The sequence below is a fragment of the Bradyrhizobium sp. Kon56 genome, from assembly GCF_055807635.1.
In genome coordinates this window covers 1-18843 of record NZ_JBVVOU010000031.1, presented here as the reverse complement: position 1 = coordinate 18843, position 18843 = coordinate 1, and the positions used below count along the sequence as shown (strand labels likewise).

Here is an 18843-nt window from a genome sequence, read left to right as displayed (position 1 = left end):
TCAACCGAGACGAAGCACCTTGCCCGGATTCATGATGTTCTTGGGATCGAGCGCCCGCTTGATCGTGCGCATGATGTCGAGCTCGGTCCGGGAACGGTAGTGCTGGAGCTCGTCGAGCTTTTCGATGCCGATGCCATGTTCCGCCGAGATCGAGCCGCCCATGAAGGTGACGAGGTCGTTGACGGCCCGTGTGATCGCCGCGGAATATTGGGAGAGCGTATCGCGGTCCATGCCCTTCGGGCCCATGAAGGAGAAGTGCACATTGCCGTCTCCGATGTGGCCGAGCGGATAGGGGCGGATCGCCGGCAGGATTGCGAGTACGGCCTCGAGACCGCTGTCGATGAACTCGGGAATCCTGGAGACCGCGACCGACACGTCGTAGCTCAAGCCCGGACCTTCGGTGCGCGATGCCTCGGCCACGCTCTCGCGAATCCGCCACATGTTGCGCGACTGCGCTTCGGTTTGCGCGATCACCGCATCCAGCACCCGGCCCGTCTCGAGTTGGTCGGCCAAGAACTGCTCCATCCTGTCCGACATGCCCGTGCCTCCGTCCTGCCGTGGCCGTGCCGATGACCATTCGAGAAGGAGATACCATTCCGTCTCAGCCTTGAGGGGATCCTGGGTGCCGGGAATGTGGCGCAGCACCATGTCGGTGCACGCACGGCTGATGAGCTCACAGGAGCCGACATTGTCATCGGAAGCGGCATGCGCCTCCGACAGAAGGTCGATGGCTGCCTTGGGATCGCGAATTGCGAGCCATGCCGTGCACACGTCTTTCGGCGCCGGCCAGAGTTTCAGCACCGCCTTGGTGATGATGCCGAGCGTCCCTTCGGCGCCCATGAACAGATGCTTGAGGTCATAGCCGGTGTTGTCCTTCTTGAGTGCGCGCAGGCCGTCCCAGATATCGCCGTTAGCCAGCACGACCTCGAGACCCAACACCAGATTTCGCGCATTGCCATAACGCAGCACCTGCACGCCGCCGGCATTGGTGGACAGATTACCTCCGATCATGCACGAGCCCTGAGCACCGAGGCTGAGCGGAAAGAGGCGGTCGTGGCGCGCGGCTGTGTCCTGAAGCGTCTCGAGGATGCAGCCCGCCTCCACAGTCATAGCATAGCCGACGGGATCGATATTCAGCACCTGGTTCATGCGACCAAGCGACAGCACGATGCCGCGGTGCATGGGCCACGGCGTGGCACCGCCCATCAGGCCGGTGTTGCCACCTTGCGGAACGATGGCAATGCCGTTGTCGTAGCAGAGCTTGACGACAGCGGAGACTTCCGCGGTGATGGCCGGACGCACGATCGCCGCGGCCTGCCCCGCCAGCGTGCCGCGCCAGTCGGTCACGAAGGGCAGCTTGTCCTGCTCGTCCACGATCAGGCCTTTGTCGCCGACGATGGCCCGCAAGCGGTCGAGAACGGCTGACGTCACCGGCGCGCTCGGAATCGAGGGGGCGGTGGGAAGGGCTGCACCCGGCATGTGTTCCTCTCTTTTCGGCCGTTGCGCGCCTTGGGGCGCGCCGGCCTTCGTTCTTTTTCATTCTGGGCGGTGGTGCAATGACCCTAGCATAGGGGTCGCGCTTGCGGGAACGTCTCCGGCAGTAAGCCTCGTGCGGATTTGCCTGCAATGCTGAACGCAGGCGCACTTCCACCGGGCTCCCGCATACCCTACTGTGCCCCGATCAAATTCGGATTGGAGCTCATGAGCCGTTTCTGGAGTCCAGTCGTCCACACGCTTTCGCCCTATGTCCCCGGCGAGCAGACCAAGCAGGACGGCATCGTCAAGCTCAATACCAACGAGAATCCCTACCCGCCCTCGCCGCGCGTGCTGGCGGCGATCGCATCGGCCGCGGAGCGGCTGCGCCTTTATCCCGATCCGCGCGCAACGCGCCTGCGCGAGGCCATCGCGGCCCATTGCGATGTGGCGCCCGAGCAAGTGTTCGTCGGCAACGGCTCCGACGAGGTGCTGGCCCACACCTTCCAGGCACTTCTGAAGCACGAACCACCGCTTCTATTCCCCGACGTCACCTACAGCTTCTACCCTGTCTATTGCGGCCTCTATGGAATAACGCATGACGAGGTGCCGCTCGATGCTGCGATGAGGATCGATATCTCCGACTACAGGCGACCATCGAGCGCCATCCTGCTCTGCAATCCGAACGCTCCAACCGGCATCGCCCTTCAGCGCGACGCCATCGCATGGCTGCTCGCCGAACAGCCGGACCGGCTGGTGGTGGTGGACGAGGCCTATGTCGATTTCGGCGCCGAGAGCGCCGTGCCGCTGGTTGCACGCCACGACAATCTGCTGGTTATCCAGACTTTCTCGAAGTCGCGCTCGCTCGCTGGCCTGCGGGTTGGTTTTGCCATCGGCCAACGACCGCTGATCGAAGCGCTGGAACGGGTGAAGGACAGCTTCAACTCCTATCCGCTCGATTGCCTCGCGATCGCCGGCGCCGTCGCCGCGATCGAGGACGACGGCTGGTTCCGAGACACCCGTGCCCGTATCATCGCAAGCCGCGAAACCTTGGCCCGCGATCTCAGACAACTCGGCTTCGATGTGCTGCCGTCGCTCGCCAACTTCGTTTTCGCGCGCCATCGAAGCCGGAGCGGAGCAGATCTCGCGGCAGCGCTTCGCCAGCGTGGCGTTCTGGTCCGGCATTTCGGAAAGCCGCGCATCGAGGACTTTCTGCGCATCACGATCGGAACGGAGGCCGAGTGTGCCCGGCTCGTTGAAGTGCTGCGCGGCTTGATCTGAGCCCCGACCGTCCCCGCATCGGGCAAAAGATGAGGCCGAACGCCACCTCGTACCCATGCCGCGCAAGGCTTTGATTTCCGGTCAAATTCGGGTTACCAAACCGCTCCGCCGCTGCCTTGCACGACGCTGCCCTCAGGGAAATATACGTGAATCACCCCCGCAGTCCCGAAATCGGCGCACCCGAGGCATCGTGGCGGGCGCCGAAGCTCGGGCACGGATGAACGACTTCGCGCGATCCATCGGCGCCGCATTCACACTGATCGGCGAGGCCGACGCAGAGCTTTTGGGCATCGTCGGGCTGTCGGTGCGCGTCAGCCTGACTGCCAGCATCCTCGCGCTTCTGATCGGGGCGCCGTTCGGGGCGCTGCTTGCGATCACCCGGTTCCGTGGGCGGCAGGTCATCATCGTCCTGACCAATGCCTTGCTTGGCCTTCCGCCGGTCGTGGTCGGGCTCGCGCTCTATCTTCTGCTGTCGCGCTCGGGCCCGCTCGGGGCCGCCGGCCTGTTGTTCACGCCGGCGGCCATGGTGGTCGCGCAGACGCTGCTCGCCACACCGATCGTGGTCGCACTGGTGCACCGGCCGGCGAGCCTGCTGTGGGCGGAGTATGGCGACCTCGCACGGATCGACGGGCTGTCAACGCTACGCAGCATCGGCTTGCTGTTCGCGCTGGGCCGGACCTCGCTGCTGACGGCCTTTCTCGCAGCCTTCGGGCGCGCGATCGCCGAGGTCGGCGCCATCCTCATCGTCGGTGGCAATATTCGCGGTTTCACGCGCACGATGACGACCGCGATCGCGCTGGAGACCAGCAAGGGCGACCTGCCGCTGGCGCTCGGGCTCGGGCTGATCCTGCTCGCACTCAGCGTCGCAGTGTCGACCGTCGCCTTCCTGCTAGTGGGACGCGTTGGGGAAAAATAGCTGCTCGCCCCCGACCTTGTAGCCCGCGATGGCCTCCTGCCCCCCAGGAGAGATCAGCCAGTCGACGAAGGCCTGCCCGTCCCGCGCCTTCACGTTCGAATGCTTGGCCGGATTGACCAGCATGACGCCGTACTGGTTGAACAGCCGCTTGTCGCCTTCGGTGAGGACGGCAAGGTCGCCGCGGTTCTTGAATGACAACCAGGTGCCGCGGTCCGACAGCAGATAGGCGTTCGACGACGACGCCATGTTCAGTGCTGGACCCATGCCCTGGCCAATCTCGCGATACCAGCCGTCCTTGGCGGCACCGAGGTCGATGCCTGCCTCCTTCCACAGCCGCAGTTCGGCCGCGTGCGTGCCGGACTTGTCGCCGCGCGAGATGAACGGCGCCTTCACGGCCGCGATCTTGCGCAGCGCCTCGGCCACATCCTTGCCGCCGGCGATCTTGGCGGGATCGCTCTTCGGCCCGACAATGACGAAGTCGTTGTACATGACGTCGAAGCGCTTCACGCCCTCGCCTTCGGACATGAACTTGTCTTCGGCAGGCCTGTCATGGACGAACACGACATCTGCATCGCCGCGCCGCCCGATGTCGAGCGCCTGACCCGTACCGACGGCAACGACCTTCACGTCAACGTCTCTGGCCTTCGAGAACAGCGGCAGCAAGTAACCGAACAGCCCCGACTGTTCCGTCGACGTCGTCGAGGCCACAGTAATGGTGCGCTCCTGTGCGAACGCGATGGTGGACCAGAGCAGAACCGCTCCGAGAGTCATTATCCTTTTCATGCCTCGTCCTTACACAAGATGCTCGATGTTCCAAACTTTACCGTCGATAGAGCTGTACAGGGAACCTCGACAGCGCCGCAATGCGCTTGGTCATGAGCCTCGCGGCGCTCCTAAGTGAGGAACGTCCGCTCCGCGCGCAAGTTGTCGTCAAGGCAACCCAGGAGGAAACCAGATGAAGAAGATCATTTTGGCATCCGCGTGCATCATGGCGCTGGCGACCGGCGGCGCCTTTGCGCAGACACAACCCGCCCCAGGCGCATCCGGCCAGGGCGACGTTGGCCCTTCGTCGCGGGGCCCCGCGACCAAGGGCATGACAACCGGCGCGTCGTCGAACATGCAGAACGAGGCCGCCGACAGCAAGGGCAAGCAGACCCCGTCGGCCGGCGGCAGCAACACCAATAACATGGGCAGCCAGGCCGGCGGCGGCGCTGGCTCCGGCTCCGGCGCCGGAAAGTAGGCCGGTATCGATCGAAAATCCTGAGAGGGGCGATCGTCCCCTCTCCAGAACCTTTGTGCCGTCAAAGCTTGTCGATGTCATGTGCGAAGGTGTTGGTGTCGAACGAAGCGTATTGGCGGGGCTGCACCTTGGTTACAGTCACGCCGGCTAAATCGCAGCCGCGCGCCCTGAAGGCGTGGATGTTCTGCAATTGGTCCTACCTACATTGACATCAGTGTGACAGCCGGGGATTTTTACATTGCTGGCGAATCAGCGATGGCCTCAAGCCGAGTACCTCTTGGACAACTCCCAGTGCTTTCGAGACTGATATCGTTGCTGCGCCGCATCGCCGCGGTGAAATGGGCGTTCACCCGGCTTCGCCCCGCGCCGCACGGTGGCAGCATCGACGTCACGCCTGACGCAGTAGACGCCTCACCCGCCATTGTTGCAGAAATTGCAGATACGGCTCCGGCTCTCGACACCAGCATCAACGCGGATACGTCGCACTGCGACGTCCCGGTCGCGGCTTCAGCCGCCGAAGACAACACCTCCAGCCCTGTCATCGCGGAGAGCCCGTCGGAAACGCCAGCCGATGTCAGCGGCAGCGACGATTCATCCCAGGAGACGCCGACGGAAGTCGAGCCGATCGTCGTGGAAGTTTCGGTCGCGACTATCGACGTCGTGCGCGAAGCGGTCGACGTCCCCGAACTCATCATCAACAGCGATCCAACTTCCGAACTTTCGGCCGACGTTGAGCCCGTTGTGGCGGAGAAGGCCTCTTCTGTCGATGTCGAGGTCGTCACGGTTGACGCCATCGCTCTGGTCGTCGACGTGGATACTTCCTCGACTCTCGACGACACGTGTGTCGCGTTCGCCGATCGCGACATCTCGCCGGAGCATGTCCCTGAGGATAGCATCGAGAGCGATCCTTCCCCCGGCGCCGCGGAAGACTCCACCGAGACGCTCGGCGTCGTCACAACTATCGAGCCAGCTCCGGCCCTCGTGTCTCCGGCTCCGGAGATCCCGTATGCACCGAAAGCTCGCGTGAGAGCCGCAGAGCCCGCCGACCGCGCCGCGCTAATCCGGCAGCGCTGGGCGGAGACCGGGATCAGGATGTGGAATCCCCGCCTCCACGGCGCCGATGATGCCACGCTGAACATCCAGGGCAGCGTCGGGCTGCTGCCGCCCGCGCCCGGCGAGACGATGCCGCGCTACGACAAGCTGGAATTCCGGATGCTCGGCGGACAGATCGTCTGCGAAGGCGTGATTGTCGAAGCCCCCGCGCATGCAAGCCAGCGCAGTTTTACACGGCTCGCCGAGCCGGGGAAACCCGATCCGGTCCGCGAATTAATGCGGGAACGCCAGGCCGCTCTCGCCTGACCCTTTATTCCAGTGACGAGCAGCCCATATGCTAGGCTAACGCCCTGAATTTGGGAGATCGCATGCCCGCAAGATCGTTGCGACTGGTCGTGATTGTCGTCCTCTGCGTCTCGCAAGGAGCCTTCGCCGCATCCAGTAAACGCCATGCGCCCACGACCGATCAGGCCTCACCCTACAAGGCCGACCGCCTCTCCTTTTCGCGCGGAGAGACGATCCTCAACACGCCCGGCCAGACCACCGTGCTGACGCGAGAGGTCCTCGACGACAAGAACGCGACGAGCCTCAAGGACGCCATGCGCTCGACCGCCGGCGTGACGATCGGGCGCTAGGCTACTTTCGCTCAGGGGATAGGATAGCCCTTCCAGACCCACTCCAGCGCCGACGGCAGCGTCTGCGCGATCGTGGGACGGTCGACGTGCTTGGCGTTGCGTACGAACAGAAACTGATAGTGGTAGCCCTTCTCCGCCAGCACCTTGGCCATCAGCGCGTTGGAGAGGGTCCAGTCGTGCATGCCGTCGGGAATAGTGGGGTTCGGATAGAACAGGTCCTGGTCGCCGCCGAAGAACCAGAACCGGATCGGCTTGGTCGGCGCAGCGACGATCAGCGGCAGGCCGGGCGGCTCGGCCGGCGTGAGCACGCCCGCCTTGGAGATGAGATTGGGTGTGGCCGGCCCCGTCCATGCGCTGTGATACTCCCAGGCACCGCCGCGCAGCGACGGGTCATGCGGCCATTGCTGGTTGACCATGGTCGGCGAGAACGCCAGCACGCGGTGATAGAGATCCGGATAGAACCACGCCATGGTGAAGGCTGCCACACCGCTCGAACTCAGCCCCATGGTCGCACGCCCGTCGGGATTTCTGGTCAGCTTGACATCGGCGTTCTTTTCGACCAGCGGCAGCACTTCACGCTCGACGAACTGCGCGTAGGCACCTGACACCGCGTCATATTCGCGGCCACGCTGACTGCCCTGTGCGTCCTGCCCGCCATTGCCGATCTGAATCGCGATCATCGGCGGCACGCGGCGCTGCGCAATCAGATTGTCGAGCGTGACGGCGAGGTCCTTGTAGGCGTTGGAGCCGCCGTCGCCGACCACGATGAACGGCGCCTCGCTGCCGCGCACATATTGCGCCGGCACATAGACGTCGATGGTGCGCGACCAGACGCCGGGATGGCTGGTGGTGACGATCATGTGCGACTTGTCGTCCGGCGCCGTGACGGTCGTCATGATCGAGGAATTGGTGCAGCCGGCGGCGTCATCGCGGATCAGGCCAGGATTGTAGATGGTGCTCTCCTTCGACGACAGCGTGAAGGACTTTGTCGTCCCACGCGGCACGCCCTCCTTCGCGATCGTCTCCGGCGCAGGATTGTGGGTGGGACCGATGATGAAATTGCCCTCGGCACCCGGTGGCGGCAGCGTTCCGTCAGGAAGCTCTGTGGCGCGTGGATAATTGGGATTGGATGGATCGCGCGTCGGAGGCGCCGTCTTGAAGTCAAGACCCGTCGTATCAATGAAGAACGGGCCCGCCTTGTCGGTGGTGTTGGCCCCAGGCGGCACGGCCATGTTCTGGGTGACGCAGGCCGGCTGCGAGAAGGCAATCGAAGTGAAGGAGACGACGGAAATCAGCGTCCCCGCAAGGACGGAGAATGATTTGGTCATTTCAGCTCCCGATACCGACGAGTCTTTCTGGCTCGCCTTGGCGCAAAGTATGACGAGCCGACTGTGCGCGGTCAAACCTCAGCCGGCCGCGTTGCGGCTATGGCCGCCATGCTCAAAACGGGCAGGCACGGTTACTCCAGGCCGGCTGGGATGCGACTTCATCCAGGGCTACTACTTCGCAAAGCCCATGCACGGCGACGCGATCGACGAGTATCTCGCAAAGGAACGCCAGCGCCTCGGCAGCGCCGAAGCCAGGGTCGTGGCCTAAGTCGCGCCTAGCGCAGGCTCGGCAGGTCGAGCCCTTTGTCGCGGGCGCAGCCGATCGCGGTGTCGTAGCCCGCGTCGGCGTGGCGCATGACGCCGCTGGCAGGGTCGTTCCAGAGCACGCGCGCGATCCGCTTCGCCGCTTCCGGCGTACCGTCGGCGACGATCACCATGCCGGCATGCTGGGAATAGCCGATGCCGACGCCGCCACCGTGATGCAGCGACACCCAGGTCGCGCCGCTGGCGCAATTGAGCAGGGCGTTGAGCAAGGGCCAGTCGGACACAGCGTCCGACCCGTCCTTCATCGCTTCGGTTTCGCGGTTGGGGCTCGCCACTGAACCGCTGTCGAGATGATCGCGGCCAATCACGATGGGTGCCTTCAATTCGCCGCGCGCCACCATCTCATTGAAGGCAAGGCCCAGGCGATCGCGATCGCCGAGCCCGACCCAGCAGATCCGCGCCGGCAGGCCCTGGAACTTGATGCGCTCCCTGGCCATGTCGAGCCAATTGTGCAGATGCTTGTCGTCAGGCATCAGCTCCTTGACCTTGGCGTCGGTCTTGAAGATGTCCTCGGGATCGCCCGACAGCGCGGCCCAGCGGAACGGCCCGACGCCGCGGCAGAACAAGGGACGGATATAGGCGGGAACGAAGCCGGGAAAATCGAAGGCATTCTTCAGGCCCATGTCCTGCGCCATCTGGCGAATATTGTTGCCATAGTCGAGGGTCGGAATGCCCAGTGCATGGAAATCCAGCATGGCCTGGACGTGCTCAACCATCGAGGTCTTCGAGGCGCGCTCCACGGCCTTGGGGTCGGCAGCGCGCTTGGCTTCCCACTCGGCGAGCGTCCAGCCCTTCGGCAAATAGCCGTTGATCGGATCGTGCGCGCTGGTCTGATCGGTGACGATGTCGGGCCTGACGCCACAGCGGACCAGCTCGGGAAAAATCTCCGCGGCATTGCCGAGCAGGCCGACCGAGACCGCCTTCTTCGTCTTCGCTGCGTCGGCCATGATCGCAAGCGCCTCGTCCAGCGTTGCGGCCTGGCGATCGAGATACCCGGTGCGCAGACGCATCTCGATGCGGCTCGGCTGGCATTCGACCGCCAGCATCGAGGCCCCGGCCATGGTCGCAGCCAGCGGCTGCGCGCCGCCCATGCCGCCGAGACCGGCCGTCAAAATCCATTTGCCGGCGAGGCTGCCGCCATAGTGGCGGCGGCCAACTTCAACGAAGGTTTCGTAGGTGCCCTGCACGATGCCCTGGCTGCCGATATAGATCCAGGAACCCGCCGTCATCTGGCCGTACATCATCAGGCCCTTGCGATCGAGCTCGTTGAAATGATCGAGCGTCGCCCAGTGCGGCACGATGTTCGAGTTCGCGATCAGGACACGCGGTGCATCGGCGTGGGTCCGGAAAACGCCGACCGGCTTGCCGGACTGGACCAGCAGCGTCTGGTCGTCCTCGAGCTCGCGCAGCGAAGCAACGATCCGGTCAAAGCTCTCCCAGTCGCGCGCGGCGCGGCCGATGCCGCCATAGACGACGAGCTCGCTCGGACGTTCTGCAACGTCGGGATCGAGATTGTTCATGAGCATGCGCAAGGGAGCTTCGGTCAACCAGCTCTTGGCGCTGATTTCGCTGCCGCGGGGCGCGCGGATGGTGCGGTCGTTGTCCAGTCGGCGGTTCATGCGGAACACCTCGTCAGGCAAGTGTCGGAAACGGGTCAGTTGACAGTACGGCGAGCGCCGCAGCCGGCAGCGCGTCGGCTTCGACCAGCGCTGCAGCCCTGGCGAGATCGCCGGCCATGTAGCGGTCGGCGCCGAGCTGCGGCACCTGCTCGCGCAGTGCGGCGATGACGGCGGCGAGCGGCGCGCTGGTCGCATGCGGCGCGCGCAGCGTGATGCCTTGGGCGGCGACCAGCAGCTCAATGCCCAGGATGGTGGCGAGATTGTCCGCCATGTCAGACAGGCGCCGTGCAGCATGCGCGGCCATCGAGACATGGTCTTCCTGGTTGGCGCTGGTCGGCGTCGAATCGATCGAGCACACGGCCGCGCGCTGCTTGTTCTCGGCATAGAGTGCGGCCGCCGTCACCTCGGCGATCATGAAGCCGGAATTGATACCGGGATCGGGAGTGAGGAACGGCGGCAGGCCGAAATTGAGCGCGGGATCGACCAGCGTCGCGATGCGCCGCTCGCTGATCGCACCGATTTCCGACAGCGCCAGCGCGATGGTATCCGCGGCAAAAGCCACCGGTTCGGCATGGAAGTTGCCGCCGGAGACGATCTCGCCGGTCTCGACCAGGACAAGCGGATTATCGGTGACGGCATTGGCCTCGATAATCAGCGTCCGCGCCGCCTGCAGGATCAGGTCGAGCGCCGCGCCTGCGACCTGCGGCTGGCAGCGCAGGCAATAGGGGTCCTGCACGCGCTCGTCGCCTTCGAGATGCGACAGGCGGATGTCGCTGCCGTCGAGCAGCGCCATCAAGGTTGCCGCGGCCGCGATCTGTCCCGAATGGCCGCGCAGCGCCTGGATTTCGGGACGGAACGGCGCCGTCGAGGCCATCGCCGCGTCGACCGACAGCGCGCCGGTAACGAGCGCGGCGCGGGCCAGGCGAAATGCGCGCAGCACGCCGGAGACGGCGTAGGCGGTGGAGAATTGCGTGCCGTTGATCAGCGCGAGCCCTTCCTTGGGCCCCAATGTCAGCGGCGCGACGCCAGCGGCTGCGAGCGCCTCGCTGCCTGACACGCTCTTGCCGTCGACGAACGCCTGTCCTTCGCCGATCATCACAGCGGTCATATGCGCGAGCGGCGCGAGATCGCCAGAAGCACCGACCGAACCCTGCTGCGGCACCAGCGGTGAGACGCGCCGCGCCAGCATGGCCTGCAGCTGCTCGATCACCTCGCGGCGCACGCCGGAAGCACCGCGCCCGAGCGAGATGATCTTCAGCGCCATCATCAGCCGGACAATCGGCTCGGGCGTCGCCGCACCGACGCCGCAGCAATGCGAGACGATGAGATTGCGCTGGAGCAGCGCGGTCTGGTCAGGTGGAATCCGCTTCGACGCCAGCTTCCCGAAGCCGGTGTTGATGCCGTAGACGGGAGCATCGGCTCGCGCGGCCCTTGCAACGATCTCCGCGGCCGCGTCGACGTGCGGCCAGAAGGCGGGATCGAGTAGCACGGAATGTCCTTCGAGTACGCGCGCGAGATCGTCGAGGCTGACCGTTCCCGGCTTGACGACGATCGCTGCGCCCTTCTCCATCACTGTCCCCTCCACACCCGGCGATGAAGCGGATTGAAGCCGATGCGGTACACCAGCTCGGCGGGGCGCTCGATGTCCCAGATCGCAAGGTCACACCATTTGCCGGCCTCTAACGTGCCGGTATCATTGAGCACGCCGAGCGCTCGCGCGCCTTCGCGGGTGACACCCACAAGGCACTCGGCCACATTCATCCGGAACAGCGTCGCGCCCATGTTCATGGCGAGCAGCAGCGAGGTCAGCGGCGAGCTGCCCGGATTGCAGTCGGTCGCGAGCGCCATGGCAACGCCGTGCTTGCGGAACGCCTCGACCGGCGGTTTTTGCGTCTCGCGGATGAAGTAGAAGGCGCCGGGCAGAAGCACGGCCACCGTTCTGGCCTTCGCTATCGCCGCTGCACCGGCTTCGTCGGTGTGCTCGAGGTGATCGGCCGAGAGCGCCGAGAATTTTGCGGCGAGCGCAACCCCGCCGAGGTTCGAGAGCTGGTCAGCATGCAGCTTAACCGGAAGTCCGAGCCGCCTCGCCGTCTCGAACACCCGCGCCGTCTGCTCGCCGGAAAATGCGATCCCCTCCATGAAGGCATCGACGGCATCGGCGAGGCCCGCCGTCGCGACCGCCGGCAACATCTCCCTGCAGACGAGATCGATGTAGCGATCCTTGTCGCCATCGGCCTCTGGCGGCAGCGCATGCGCGCCGAGAAACGACGTGCGGATCGCGACCGGCCGCTGACGGCCCAGGCTTCGCGCGGCGGCCAGCTGCCGCATCTCGGTCTCGGTGTCCAAGCCGTAGCCGGACTTGATCTCGACCGTGGTGGCACCCTCGGCAATCAGCGCATCGAGCCGCGGCAGCGCGTGTGCTACGAGCTCGGCCTCGCTTGCCTTGCGCGTCGCGGCTACCGTCGAGACGATACCGCCGCCGGCGCGCGCGATCTCTTCGTAGCTCGCGCCCTTCAGGCACAGCTCGAACTCATGGGCGCGGTTGCCGCCATAGACCAGATGGGTGTGACAATCGACGAGACCGGGCGTGATCCAACGCCCTCCGCAATCGATCCGGTCGGCTGCATCGGCGCTCGCCGGAAAATCGGTCTGCGAACCCGCATAAGCGATACGACCGCCGCGCGCGGCGATCACGCCGTGCTCGATCTCACCGAGATCGGGACGGTCGGCTCGCATCGTGGCGAGCCGGGCGTTATGCCAGATCCGGTCGAAGCGTTCTGCCATGCAACTGTCCCTTCGCGTGGGATGCTTGACTTATATGTCTAGACATATAATCGTGTCGCGGTTCTGTCCAGCCGGCATGGAAACATGACACGACTGCATTTCGCCTCCGCGCTCCTGCCCTCGGGCTGGGCCAATGACGTGCAGGTGGTGATCACCGCCGGCGCGATCGCCGAGGTGACGCCGGGCATGGCGCCGGTCTCCGGCGATGAACGCCACGACATCGCGTTTCCGGGACTTGCGAGCCTGCACAGCCACGCTTTCCAGCGCGGCATGGCGGGTCTCGCGGAACTGCGCGGCGATAGCACCGACACCTTCTGGACCTGGCGCGAGACGATGTACCGCTTCGCGCTGGCGATGACGCCCGACGACGTCGCGGCGGTCGCGACACTGCTTTATGTCGAGATGCTGGAGCAGGGTTTTACCAGCGTCGGCGAATTCCATTATCTGCATCATGATCGCGACGGCTCGCCCTACGCCGACATCGGCGAAATGGCCGCACGCATCGCGCAGGCCGCCGAAGCTTCGGGTATTGCGCTGACGTTGCTGCCGAGTTTTTATGCGCATGGCTCATTTGGAGGCGCAGCACCGCATGGCGGCCAGCGCCGCTTCGTCTGTACGGTTGATCAATTTTCCGCACTGATGGCTGCCTCGCGCAAGGTCATTGAACGACTGCCGGGCGCAAATATCGGCATCGCGCCGCACAGCTTGCGCGCCGTAACGCCGGCCGAGCTTGCGGCTATCATTCCACTCGCGGAGGGCGGCCCGGTGCACATTCATGCCGCCGAGCAGGTGAAGGAAGTCGAGGATTGCCTGGCGTGGTCCGGACGACGTCCGGTGCAATGGTTGCTGGAGCACGCACCCGTCGATCAACGCTGGTGCCTCATTCACGCCACCCACACCACGGACGAGGAAGTCCGCGCCTTCGCTAGGACCGGCGCGGTCGCCGGCCTCTGCCCCATCACCGAGGCAAGCCTTGGTGATGGCATTTTCCCGGCGCGCGAATTCGTCGGTGCCGGCGGTGCCTTTGGCGTCGGCACGGATTCCAATGTGCTGGTCGGCGTCGCCGACGAGCTGCGTCAGCTCGAATATGGCCAACGGCTCAAGCACCGTGAACGCAACGTGCTCTCTGCCGGCGCAGGCCGCTCGACGGGACGCGCCCTGTTCGATCATGCGCTTGCAGGCGGTGCGCGGGCACTAGCCCAGATGTCAGTCGGTCTGACGCCAGGTGCACGCGCCGACATCGTCACGCTCGACATCACGCATCCCTCGCTGGCGGGGCGCGCGCGCGATGCCGCCATCGACGGCTGGATCTTCGCTTCGGGCAACGGCGCGATCGATTGCGTCTGGGCCGGCGGCGACAAGGTCGTCGAAGGCGGGCGGCACAGACTGCGCCAGGCCGCGCGCGAACACTTCAACGCATCGGTGCGGAGGCTCGTCGCATGAGCCTCGCCACAGATGCCGGCGACAAGCCGACGCTCTACAAGCGGATCCGCGCCGATATCGAGAAGCGCATTCTGACCGGCGAGTGGCCGCCCGGGCATCGCATCCCGTTCGAGCACGAACTGGTGGCGCGTTACGGCTGCTCGCGCATGACCGTGAACAAGGCGCTGTCGGAGCTCGCGCAAGCCGACCTGATCGAGCGGCGGCGACGTGCCGGCTCCTTCGTCCGCCGGCCGCAACACCAGTCCGCCGTGCTCAAGATCGCCGACATGCGCGCCGAGATCACCGCGCTCGGGCGCGATTACGGCTACGAGCTGATCGGCCGCAAGCTCCGCGCCGCGACTGCGGCCGACCGTGACCGCCTCGGTGTCAAGAAGGCCGGCAAGGTGGTCGCGATCACCTGCCGCCACAGCGCCGACAACGTGCCTTTCGCCGTCGAGGACAGGCTGATCGATCTCGCGTCGGTGCCGGATGCGGCGGCCGCAGATTTTTCGCGTGAGCCACCCGGCTCATGGCTGCTTCACCATGTTCCATGGACAGAGGCAGAGCATACGATCAGCGCTATCGTTGCGGACGATCGCACGGCCGAAGCGCTCGACATCGCCGTCGGCGCGCCCTGCCTCGTGATCGACCGCTATACCTGGCGCAGCGCGCGCACGATCACCGCCGTGCGGCTGCTCTATCCCGGTGACTCTCACCGCCTTGTCGCCCGATTCAAGGGAGGCTGAGAGGACGATGTCGGCACAAATCGTGCAACGTTTCGGGCAACGGTCCATGAGGACCGACCAAGATCAACAGGACGTCAATCCATCGATCGGCAAGAGGACGACAATCATGCGTAGTTCGAAAGTATTTGCGGCAGTCATTGCACTTGCGGTCTCCACCCCCGTGCTCGCCGACGACGTCAAGGTCGGCGTCGGCATCTCCGGATGGACCGGGTTCGCGCCGCTGACGCTGGCGAAGGAAGCCGGCATTTTCAAGAAGAACGGCCTCGACGTCACCATCAAGAAGATTCCGCAGAAGGATCGCCATCTCGCGATCGCGTCCGGCGACGTCCAGTGCGCGGCGACCACCGTGGAGACCTGGATCTCCTGGAACGCCAACGGCGTCGCGACCAAACAGATCTTCCAGCTCGACAAGAGCTACGGCGCCGACGGCATGGCCGTGCGCAACGAGCTTGCCGCGATCAAGGATCTGAAGGGCAAGACGGTTGCTGCTTCCGCGCCCGGTACCTCGCCCTATTTCGCGCTGGCCTGGATGCTCAAGAAGAACGGCTTGTCGGTGAAGGACGTCACTGTCGTGAACCTCGAGCCGGCGGCGGCGGCACAGGCCTTTGTCTCCGGCCAGAACGATGCCGCGATGACCTATGAGCCGTATCTGTCGACGGTTCGTGCCGCCCCCGACAAGGGCAAGATCATCGCGACCACGCTCGACTATCCGATGGTCATGGACACGTTCGGCTGCACGCCGAAATTCCTCACCGAGAACCCGAAGGCCGCCAAGGCGCTCGCCGACAGCTATTTCGAGGCCCTCGACATGATCGCCAAGGACCAGGCCAAGGCCTACGAGATCATGGGTGCCGACGTGAAGCAGAGCGGCGAGGCGTTCGGCAACTCGGCAAAATATCTGCGCTGGCAGGACAAGGCCGCGAACCAGAAATTCTTCGCCGGCGATTTCCTGACCTTCAACAAGGAGGCCGCCGACCTCCTGCTCGAGATCGGGATCATCAAGGCCGCGCCGAAGGTCGAGGATCTCTTCGACGCCAGCTATATCAAGTAAATCTCCCAGGAGCCGCCGGCCCCGTCTCGCCGCGGGGCCGGCAAACTTGTTCACCGCCCGGATAGACAGTTTGATGCGTCCCCTCGATCCCGTGACGTCAAGGCAGCGCGTGGCTTACGGCCTTGCGTTCTTCGTGGTGTTCGTAGCCCTCTGGTCCTGGGCGACCTTCGGCGGCCATGTGTCGAAGGTGTTCCTCGCCAACCCGCTGACCATGGTGCAGGAAGGCGTCGATCTGATCATCAAACAGGGCTTCCTGTTCGACATCGGCATGACGATCTGGCGCGTCGTCGGCGGCTTCGTGCTGGCCGCAATCATCGCGGTGCCGTTCGGCGTGCTGATGGGCGCGTACAAGCCGGTCGAGGCCTTCCTCGAACCGTTCGTTTCCTTTGCGCGCTATTTGCCGGCCTCCGCCTTCATTCCCCTCCTGATCCTGTGGGCAGGCATCGGCGAGCTGCAGAAGCTGCTCGTCATCTTCATCGGCTCGGTGTTCCAGATCATCCTGATGATCGCGGTGACCGTCGGCACCACGCGGCGCGACCTGGTCGAGGCGGCCTATACGCTGGGAGCCAGCGACCGCGGCATCATCCGCCGCGTGCTGTTGCCCTCTTCCGCGCCGGAGATCGCCGAGATCCTGCGGCTGGTGCTGGGCTGGGCCTGGACCTATGTCATCGTCGCCGAACTGATCGGCTCCTCCTCCGGCATCGGCCACATGATCACCGACAGCCAGGCGCTGCTCAACACCGGCCAGATCATCTTCGGCATCATCGTGATCGGGCTGATCGGCCTCGTCTCGGACTTCCTGTTCAAGGCGTTCAACGCGTGGCTGTTTCCCTGGAGGCTCGCATGACGATCCTCAAGATCGAACAGGTCTCGCGAACTTTTCCCGCGCGCCACGGCAACGCGCCAACGAGGGCGCTGGAGCCGACCGACCTTGTGATCGGCAACAACGACTTCGTCACCATCCTCGGCCCTTCCGGCTGCGGCAAGTCCACGCTGCTTCGCATCGTCGCCGGCCTCGATCGCCCGACCGGCGGACGTGTGGTGCTCGACGGACGCGAGGTGACTGGCCCGGGCGCCGACCGCGGCATGGTGTTCCAGTCCTACACGCTGTTTCCCTGGCTGACGGTGCGCGAGAACATCGCCTTCGGCCTTCGCGAGCGCGGCGTGCCCGAGGTGGAGCGAAACAAGGTCGCCGATGCCTTCATCCGCCAGGTCGGTTTGTCCGGCTTTGAGAACCATTGGCCAAAGCAGCTCTCCGGCGGCATGCAGCAGCGCACCGCGATCGCGCGCGCGCTCGCCAATGATCCCAAGATCCTGCTGCTCGACGAGCCCTTCGGCGCGCTCGACAACCAGACGAGAGCCCTGATGCAGGAAATGCTGCTCGGGATCTGGGAGCGCGACCAGAAGACCGTGCTGTTCGTGACCCACGACATCGAGGAAGCGATCTTCCTCGGCAGCCGCGTCATCGTCATGAGCGCGCGTCCCGGCCGCATCAAGGCCGAGATCAATGTGGACCTGCCGCATCCGCGCTCCTACAAGATCAAGACCACGCCCGAATTTGTGCAGTTGAAGGAACGGCTGGTCGAGGAGATCCGCACCGAGGCGTTGAAGGTTGCCGAGCATGCCTAACACCTTTTCACGCGCAAACGGCGAGCGCGTTCTCGCCGATCTCAATGCGCTCCGTGCCATTGGCGCGTACAAGACCGGCGTGCACAAGCCGACCTTCTCCGAGCCGCACAAGCTTTCGCTGGATTGGCTGGTGCAGAAGCTGCCCGACGCAGGCCTCTCCGCCGCGATCGACGGCATCGGCAATGTCTTTGGCACCAGCGCAAAGTCGGGACCCAAGCTGCTCGCGGGATCGCACCTCGAAAGCCAGAACTACGCCGGCTGGCTCGACGGCCCGCTCGGGGTCGTCTACGCGCTCGAAGCGGCCCGCGTGCTCAATGCCGATCCCTCGCTCGAAGGCGCGGTCGAGCTTGCCGCCTGGTGCGACGAGGAAGGACACTTTGGACACTTTCTCGGTTCGCGCTCCTATGTCGGCCAATTGACCGAGACCGACATCGATGCCGCACGCGACCGCACCAGCGGCCGCACCATGCGGGCCGCACTTGCCGACATGGGGCTCGCAGGACGACCACGCATCGCCGCCGAGCCGGGCCGGCACGTCGGATATCTGGAAGCCCATATCGAGCAGGGCGACACGCTCGAAAGCGGTCGCCTTGCGATCGGCGTCGTCACCTCCATCGTCGGCATCTGGCAATACCAGATCAATTTCGTCGGTGAACAGAATCACGCCGGCACGACCCGCATGGCTGCACGGAAGGATGCCGGGCTGGCGCTGGCAAAGTTCTGCGTCGCGATCGACAAGCGTTTCCCCGAGAGCTGCGGCCTGCGCACGGTCTGGACCACCGGCCGCATCACGCTCGATCCGGGCGCACCGAGCATCATTCCGGGTGCGGCCGAAATGCTGTTCCAGATCCGCGACGACGATCCTTCCGTCGTCGCACGGCTGGAAGAACTGCTGCGGAGCATGGCGGACGAGGTCAGCGCGAACGGCCCCTGCACCGTCACCGTGGACAAACTGCGCACCGGTGCGCCGGCCATGATGAACGCGGGCATCCAGGACGCGATCGAAGCCGCGAGCAAGGCCCTGGCCGGCGGACGGTCCATCCGCATGCCCAGCGGCGCCGGCCACGACGCGCAGATGCTGGCGACAATCATGCCCGCGGGCATGCTGTTCGTACCGTCGATCGGCGGCATCAGTCATCACTGGACCGAGAACACCGCCGACGTCGACATCGTCACCGGCGCCCAGGTGTTTGTCGACGCTTGCCAGCGGATACTCGGCGGCTAGAACGATTACAGACACAGCTTCGCATCCTCGCGGCGTGTTTCGCCCGAGCTTTGCTTCGTCGCTTCACCCTCTTGTCCAAGAGGGCGCAGGGAAGGCCGGGTGCCGGCTGGCACCCGC

18 protein-coding genes are annotated in these 18843 nt (G+C 64.9%); 12 read left to right on the top strand and 6 right to left on the bottom strand.

The genetic code is table 11. The features are described 5' to 3' along the window. Entirely contained in the window at positions 1–1479 is a 1479-nt protein-coding gene (locus AC0L3B_RS32170; RefSeq protein ID WP_026233998.1) for an FAD-binding oxidoreductase, read from the bottom strand. A 222-nt stretch (positions 1480–1701) separates the two neighbouring features. On the opposite strand from AC0L3B_RS32170, the gene hisC reads away from it, so the two are divergent. Both hisC and AC0L3B_RS32160 read left to right on the top strand, forming a co-directional pair. Beyond that, positions 1702–2754, top strand: a complete 1053-nt coding sequence (hisC, locus tag AC0L3B_RS32165) for a histidinol-phosphate transaminase (RefSeq protein ID WP_026233999.1) — start codon at positions 1702–1704, stop codon at positions 2752–2754. 217 nt (positions 2755–2971) lie between these two features. Beyond that, a complete protein-coding gene (locus tag AC0L3B_RS32160) occupies positions 2972–3670 on the top strand; it encodes an ABC transporter permease (protein ID WP_018460318.1) in 699 nt (232 codons plus the stop codon). Here the strand turns inward: AC0L3B_RS32160 and AC0L3B_RS32155 are convergent. After that, positions 3644–4453 (bottom strand): ABC transporter substrate-binding protein, encoded by an 810-nt coding sequence (locus tag AC0L3B_RS32155; protein ID WP_026234000.1) that lies wholly within the window; start codon positions 4451–4453, stop codon positions 3644–3646. The two genes, AC0L3B_RS32160 and AC0L3B_RS32155, sit on opposite strands and share 27 nt — an antisense overlap. 172 nt (positions 4454–4625) lie before the next feature. Here AC0L3B_RS32155 and AC0L3B_RS32150 point away from each other — a divergent pair, with 172 nt between their 5' ends. The 3 genes from AC0L3B_RS32150 to AC0L3B_RS32140 all read left to right on the top strand — a co-directional run bounded on the left by AC0L3B_RS32150 (position 4626) and on the right by AC0L3B_RS32140 (position 6598). Next, positions 4626–4910 carry a hypothetical protein gene (locus tag AC0L3B_RS32150; RefSeq protein WP_018460320.1) on the top strand — a complete coding sequence of 95 codons (285 nt, stop codon included), beginning with the start codon at positions 4626–4628 and terminating at the stop codon, positions 4908–4910. A gap of 312 nt (positions 4911–5222) precedes the next feature. Then, a complete protein-coding gene (locus AC0L3B_RS32145; RefSeq protein WP_018460322.1) occupies positions 5223–6269 on the top strand; it encodes a hypothetical protein in 1047 nt (348 codons plus the stop codon). A 62-nt stretch (positions 6270–6331) separates the two neighbouring features. Further along, on the top strand, positions 6332–6598 hold the full coding sequence (locus AC0L3B_RS32140) for a TonB-dependent receptor plug domain-containing protein (protein ID WP_018460323.1): 267 nt from the start codon (positions 6332–6334) through the stop codon (positions 6596–6598). 11 nt (positions 6599–6609) lie between these two features. Here the strand turns inward: AC0L3B_RS32140 and AC0L3B_RS32135 are convergent, their stop codons facing one another. Then, entirely contained in the window at positions 6610–7926 is a 1317-nt protein-coding gene (locus AC0L3B_RS32135) for an alpha/beta hydrolase (RefSeq protein WP_085384854.1), read from the bottom strand. On the opposite strand from AC0L3B_RS32135, the gene AC0L3B_RS32130 reads away from it, so the two are divergent. After that, a complete protein-coding gene (locus tag AC0L3B_RS32130) occupies positions 7919–8194 on the top strand; it encodes a hypothetical protein (RefSeq protein WP_083926599.1) in 276 nt (91 codons plus the stop codon). The two genes, AC0L3B_RS32135 and AC0L3B_RS32130, sit on opposite strands and share 8 nt — an antisense overlap. 7 nt (positions 8195–8201) lie before the next feature. Here the strand turns inward: AC0L3B_RS32130 and hutU are convergent, their stop codons facing one another. From hutU to hutI, 3 genes are read right to left on the bottom strand one after another with little or no spacing between them, the layout of a single operon-like run. After that, positions 8202–9869, bottom strand: a complete 1668-nt coding sequence (hutU, locus tag AC0L3B_RS32125) for a urocanate hydratase (protein ID WP_473381676.1) — start codon at positions 9867–9869, stop codon at positions 8202–8204. Positions 9870–9882: 13 nt separating this feature from the next. Next, positions 9883–11442, bottom strand: a complete 1560-nt coding sequence (gene hutH / locus AC0L3B_RS32120; RefSeq protein WP_473381675.1) for a histidine ammonia-lyase — start codon at positions 11440–11442, stop codon at positions 9883–9885. Next, positions 11439–12653: an imidazolonepropionase gene (gene hutI / locus AC0L3B_RS32115; RefSeq protein WP_473381674.1), complete on the bottom strand. Its 1215-nt coding sequence runs from the start codon at positions 12651–12653 to the stop codon at positions 11439–11441. The genes hutH and hutI overlap by 4 nt, the downstream gene beginning before the upstream one ends. Positions 12654–12737: 84 nt before the next feature. Between hutI and AC0L3B_RS32110 the strand changes: the two genes are divergently transcribed. The 6 genes from AC0L3B_RS32110 to AC0L3B_RS32085 all read left to right on the top strand — a co-directional run bounded on the left by AC0L3B_RS32110 (position 12738) and on the right by AC0L3B_RS32085 (position 18726). Next, entirely contained in the window at positions 12738–14096 is a 1359-nt protein-coding gene (locus AC0L3B_RS32110; RefSeq protein WP_473381673.1) for a formimidoylglutamate deiminase, read from the top strand. Further along, entirely contained in the window at positions 14093–14821 is a 729-nt protein-coding gene (gene hutC, locus AC0L3B_RS32105; protein WP_085350550.1) for a histidine utilization repressor, read from the top strand. The genes AC0L3B_RS32110 and hutC overlap by 4 nt, the downstream gene beginning before the upstream one ends. A gap of 106 nt (positions 14822–14927) precedes the next feature. Continuing rightward, on the top strand, positions 14928–15872 hold the full coding sequence (locus AC0L3B_RS32100; protein ID WP_026234003.1) for an ABC transporter substrate-binding protein: 945 nt from the start codon (positions 14928–14930) through the stop codon (positions 15870–15872). A gap of 73 nt (positions 15873–15945) precedes the next feature. Further along, positions 15946–16719 (top strand): ABC transporter permease, encoded by a 774-nt coding sequence (locus AC0L3B_RS32095; protein WP_007601313.1) that lies wholly within the window; start codon positions 15946–15948, stop codon positions 16717–16719. Beyond that, positions 16716–17501: an ABC transporter ATP-binding protein gene (locus AC0L3B_RS32090; RefSeq protein ID WP_018460330.1), complete on the top strand. Its 786-nt coding sequence runs from the start codon at positions 16716–16718 to the stop codon at positions 17499–17501. The genes AC0L3B_RS32095 and AC0L3B_RS32090 overlap by 4 nt, the downstream gene beginning before the upstream one ends. Further along, entirely contained in the window at positions 17494–18726 is a 1233-nt protein-coding gene (locus AC0L3B_RS32085) for a hydantoinase/carbamoylase family amidase (protein ID WP_473381672.1), read from the top strand. The genes AC0L3B_RS32090 and AC0L3B_RS32085 overlap by 8 nt, the downstream gene beginning before the upstream one ends. Positions 18727–18843 lie beyond the last annotated feature (117 nt).

Coding starts and splice junctions, on each gene's coding strand:
- AC0L3B_RS32170 (WP_026233998.1), bottom strand. CDS start 1,479: ATGCCGGGTGCAGCCCTTCCCACCGCCCCCTCGATTCCGAGCGCGCCG.
- hisC (WP_026233999.1), top strand. CDS start 1,702: ATGAGCCGTTTCTGGAGTCCAGTCGTCCACACGCTTTCGCCCTATGTC.
- AC0L3B_RS32160 (WP_018460318.1), top strand. CDS start 2,972: ATGAACGACTTCGCGCGATCCATCGGCGCCGCATTCACACTGATCGGC.
- AC0L3B_RS32155 (WP_026234000.1), bottom strand. CDS start 4,453: ATGAAAAGGATAATGACTCTCGGAGCGGTTCTGCTCTGGTCCACCATC.
- AC0L3B_RS32150 (WP_018460320.1), top strand. CDS start 4,626: ATGAAGAAGATCATTTTGGCATCCGCGTGCATCATGGCGCTGGCGACC.
- AC0L3B_RS32140 (WP_018460323.1), top strand. CDS start 6,332: ATGCCCGCAAGATCGTTGCGACTGGTCGTGATTGTCGTCCTCTGCGTC.
- AC0L3B_RS32135 (WP_085384854.1), bottom strand. CDS start 7,926: ATGACCAAATCATTCTCCGTCCTTGCGGGGACGCTGATTTCCGTCGTC.
- hutU (WP_473381676.1), bottom strand. CDS start 9,869: ATGAACCGCCGACTGGACAACGACCGCACCATCCGCGCGCCCCGCGGC.
- hutI (WP_473381674.1), bottom strand. CDS start 12,653: ATGGCAGAACGCTTCGACCGGATCTGGCATAACGCCCGGCTCGCCACG.
- AC0L3B_RS32110 (WP_473381673.1), top strand. CDS start 12,738: ATGACACGACTGCATTTCGCCTCCGCGCTCCTGCCCTCGGGCTGGGCC.
- hutC (WP_085350550.1), top strand. CDS start 14,093: ATGAGCCTCGCCACAGATGCCGGCGACAAGCCGACGCTCTACAAGCGG.
- AC0L3B_RS32100 (WP_026234003.1), top strand. CDS start 14,928: ATGCGTAGTTCGAAAGTATTTGCGGCAGTCATTGCACTTGCGGTCTCC.
- AC0L3B_RS32095 (WP_007601313.1), top strand. CDS start 15,946: ATGCGTCCCCTCGATCCCGTGACGTCAAGGCAGCGCGTGGCTTACGGC.
- AC0L3B_RS32090 (WP_018460330.1), top strand. CDS start 16,716: ATGACGATCCTCAAGATCGAACAGGTCTCGCGAACTTTTCCCGCGCGC.
- AC0L3B_RS32085 (WP_473381672.1), top strand. CDS start 17,494: ATGCCTAACACCTTTTCACGCGCAAACGGCGAGCGCGTTCTCGCCGAT.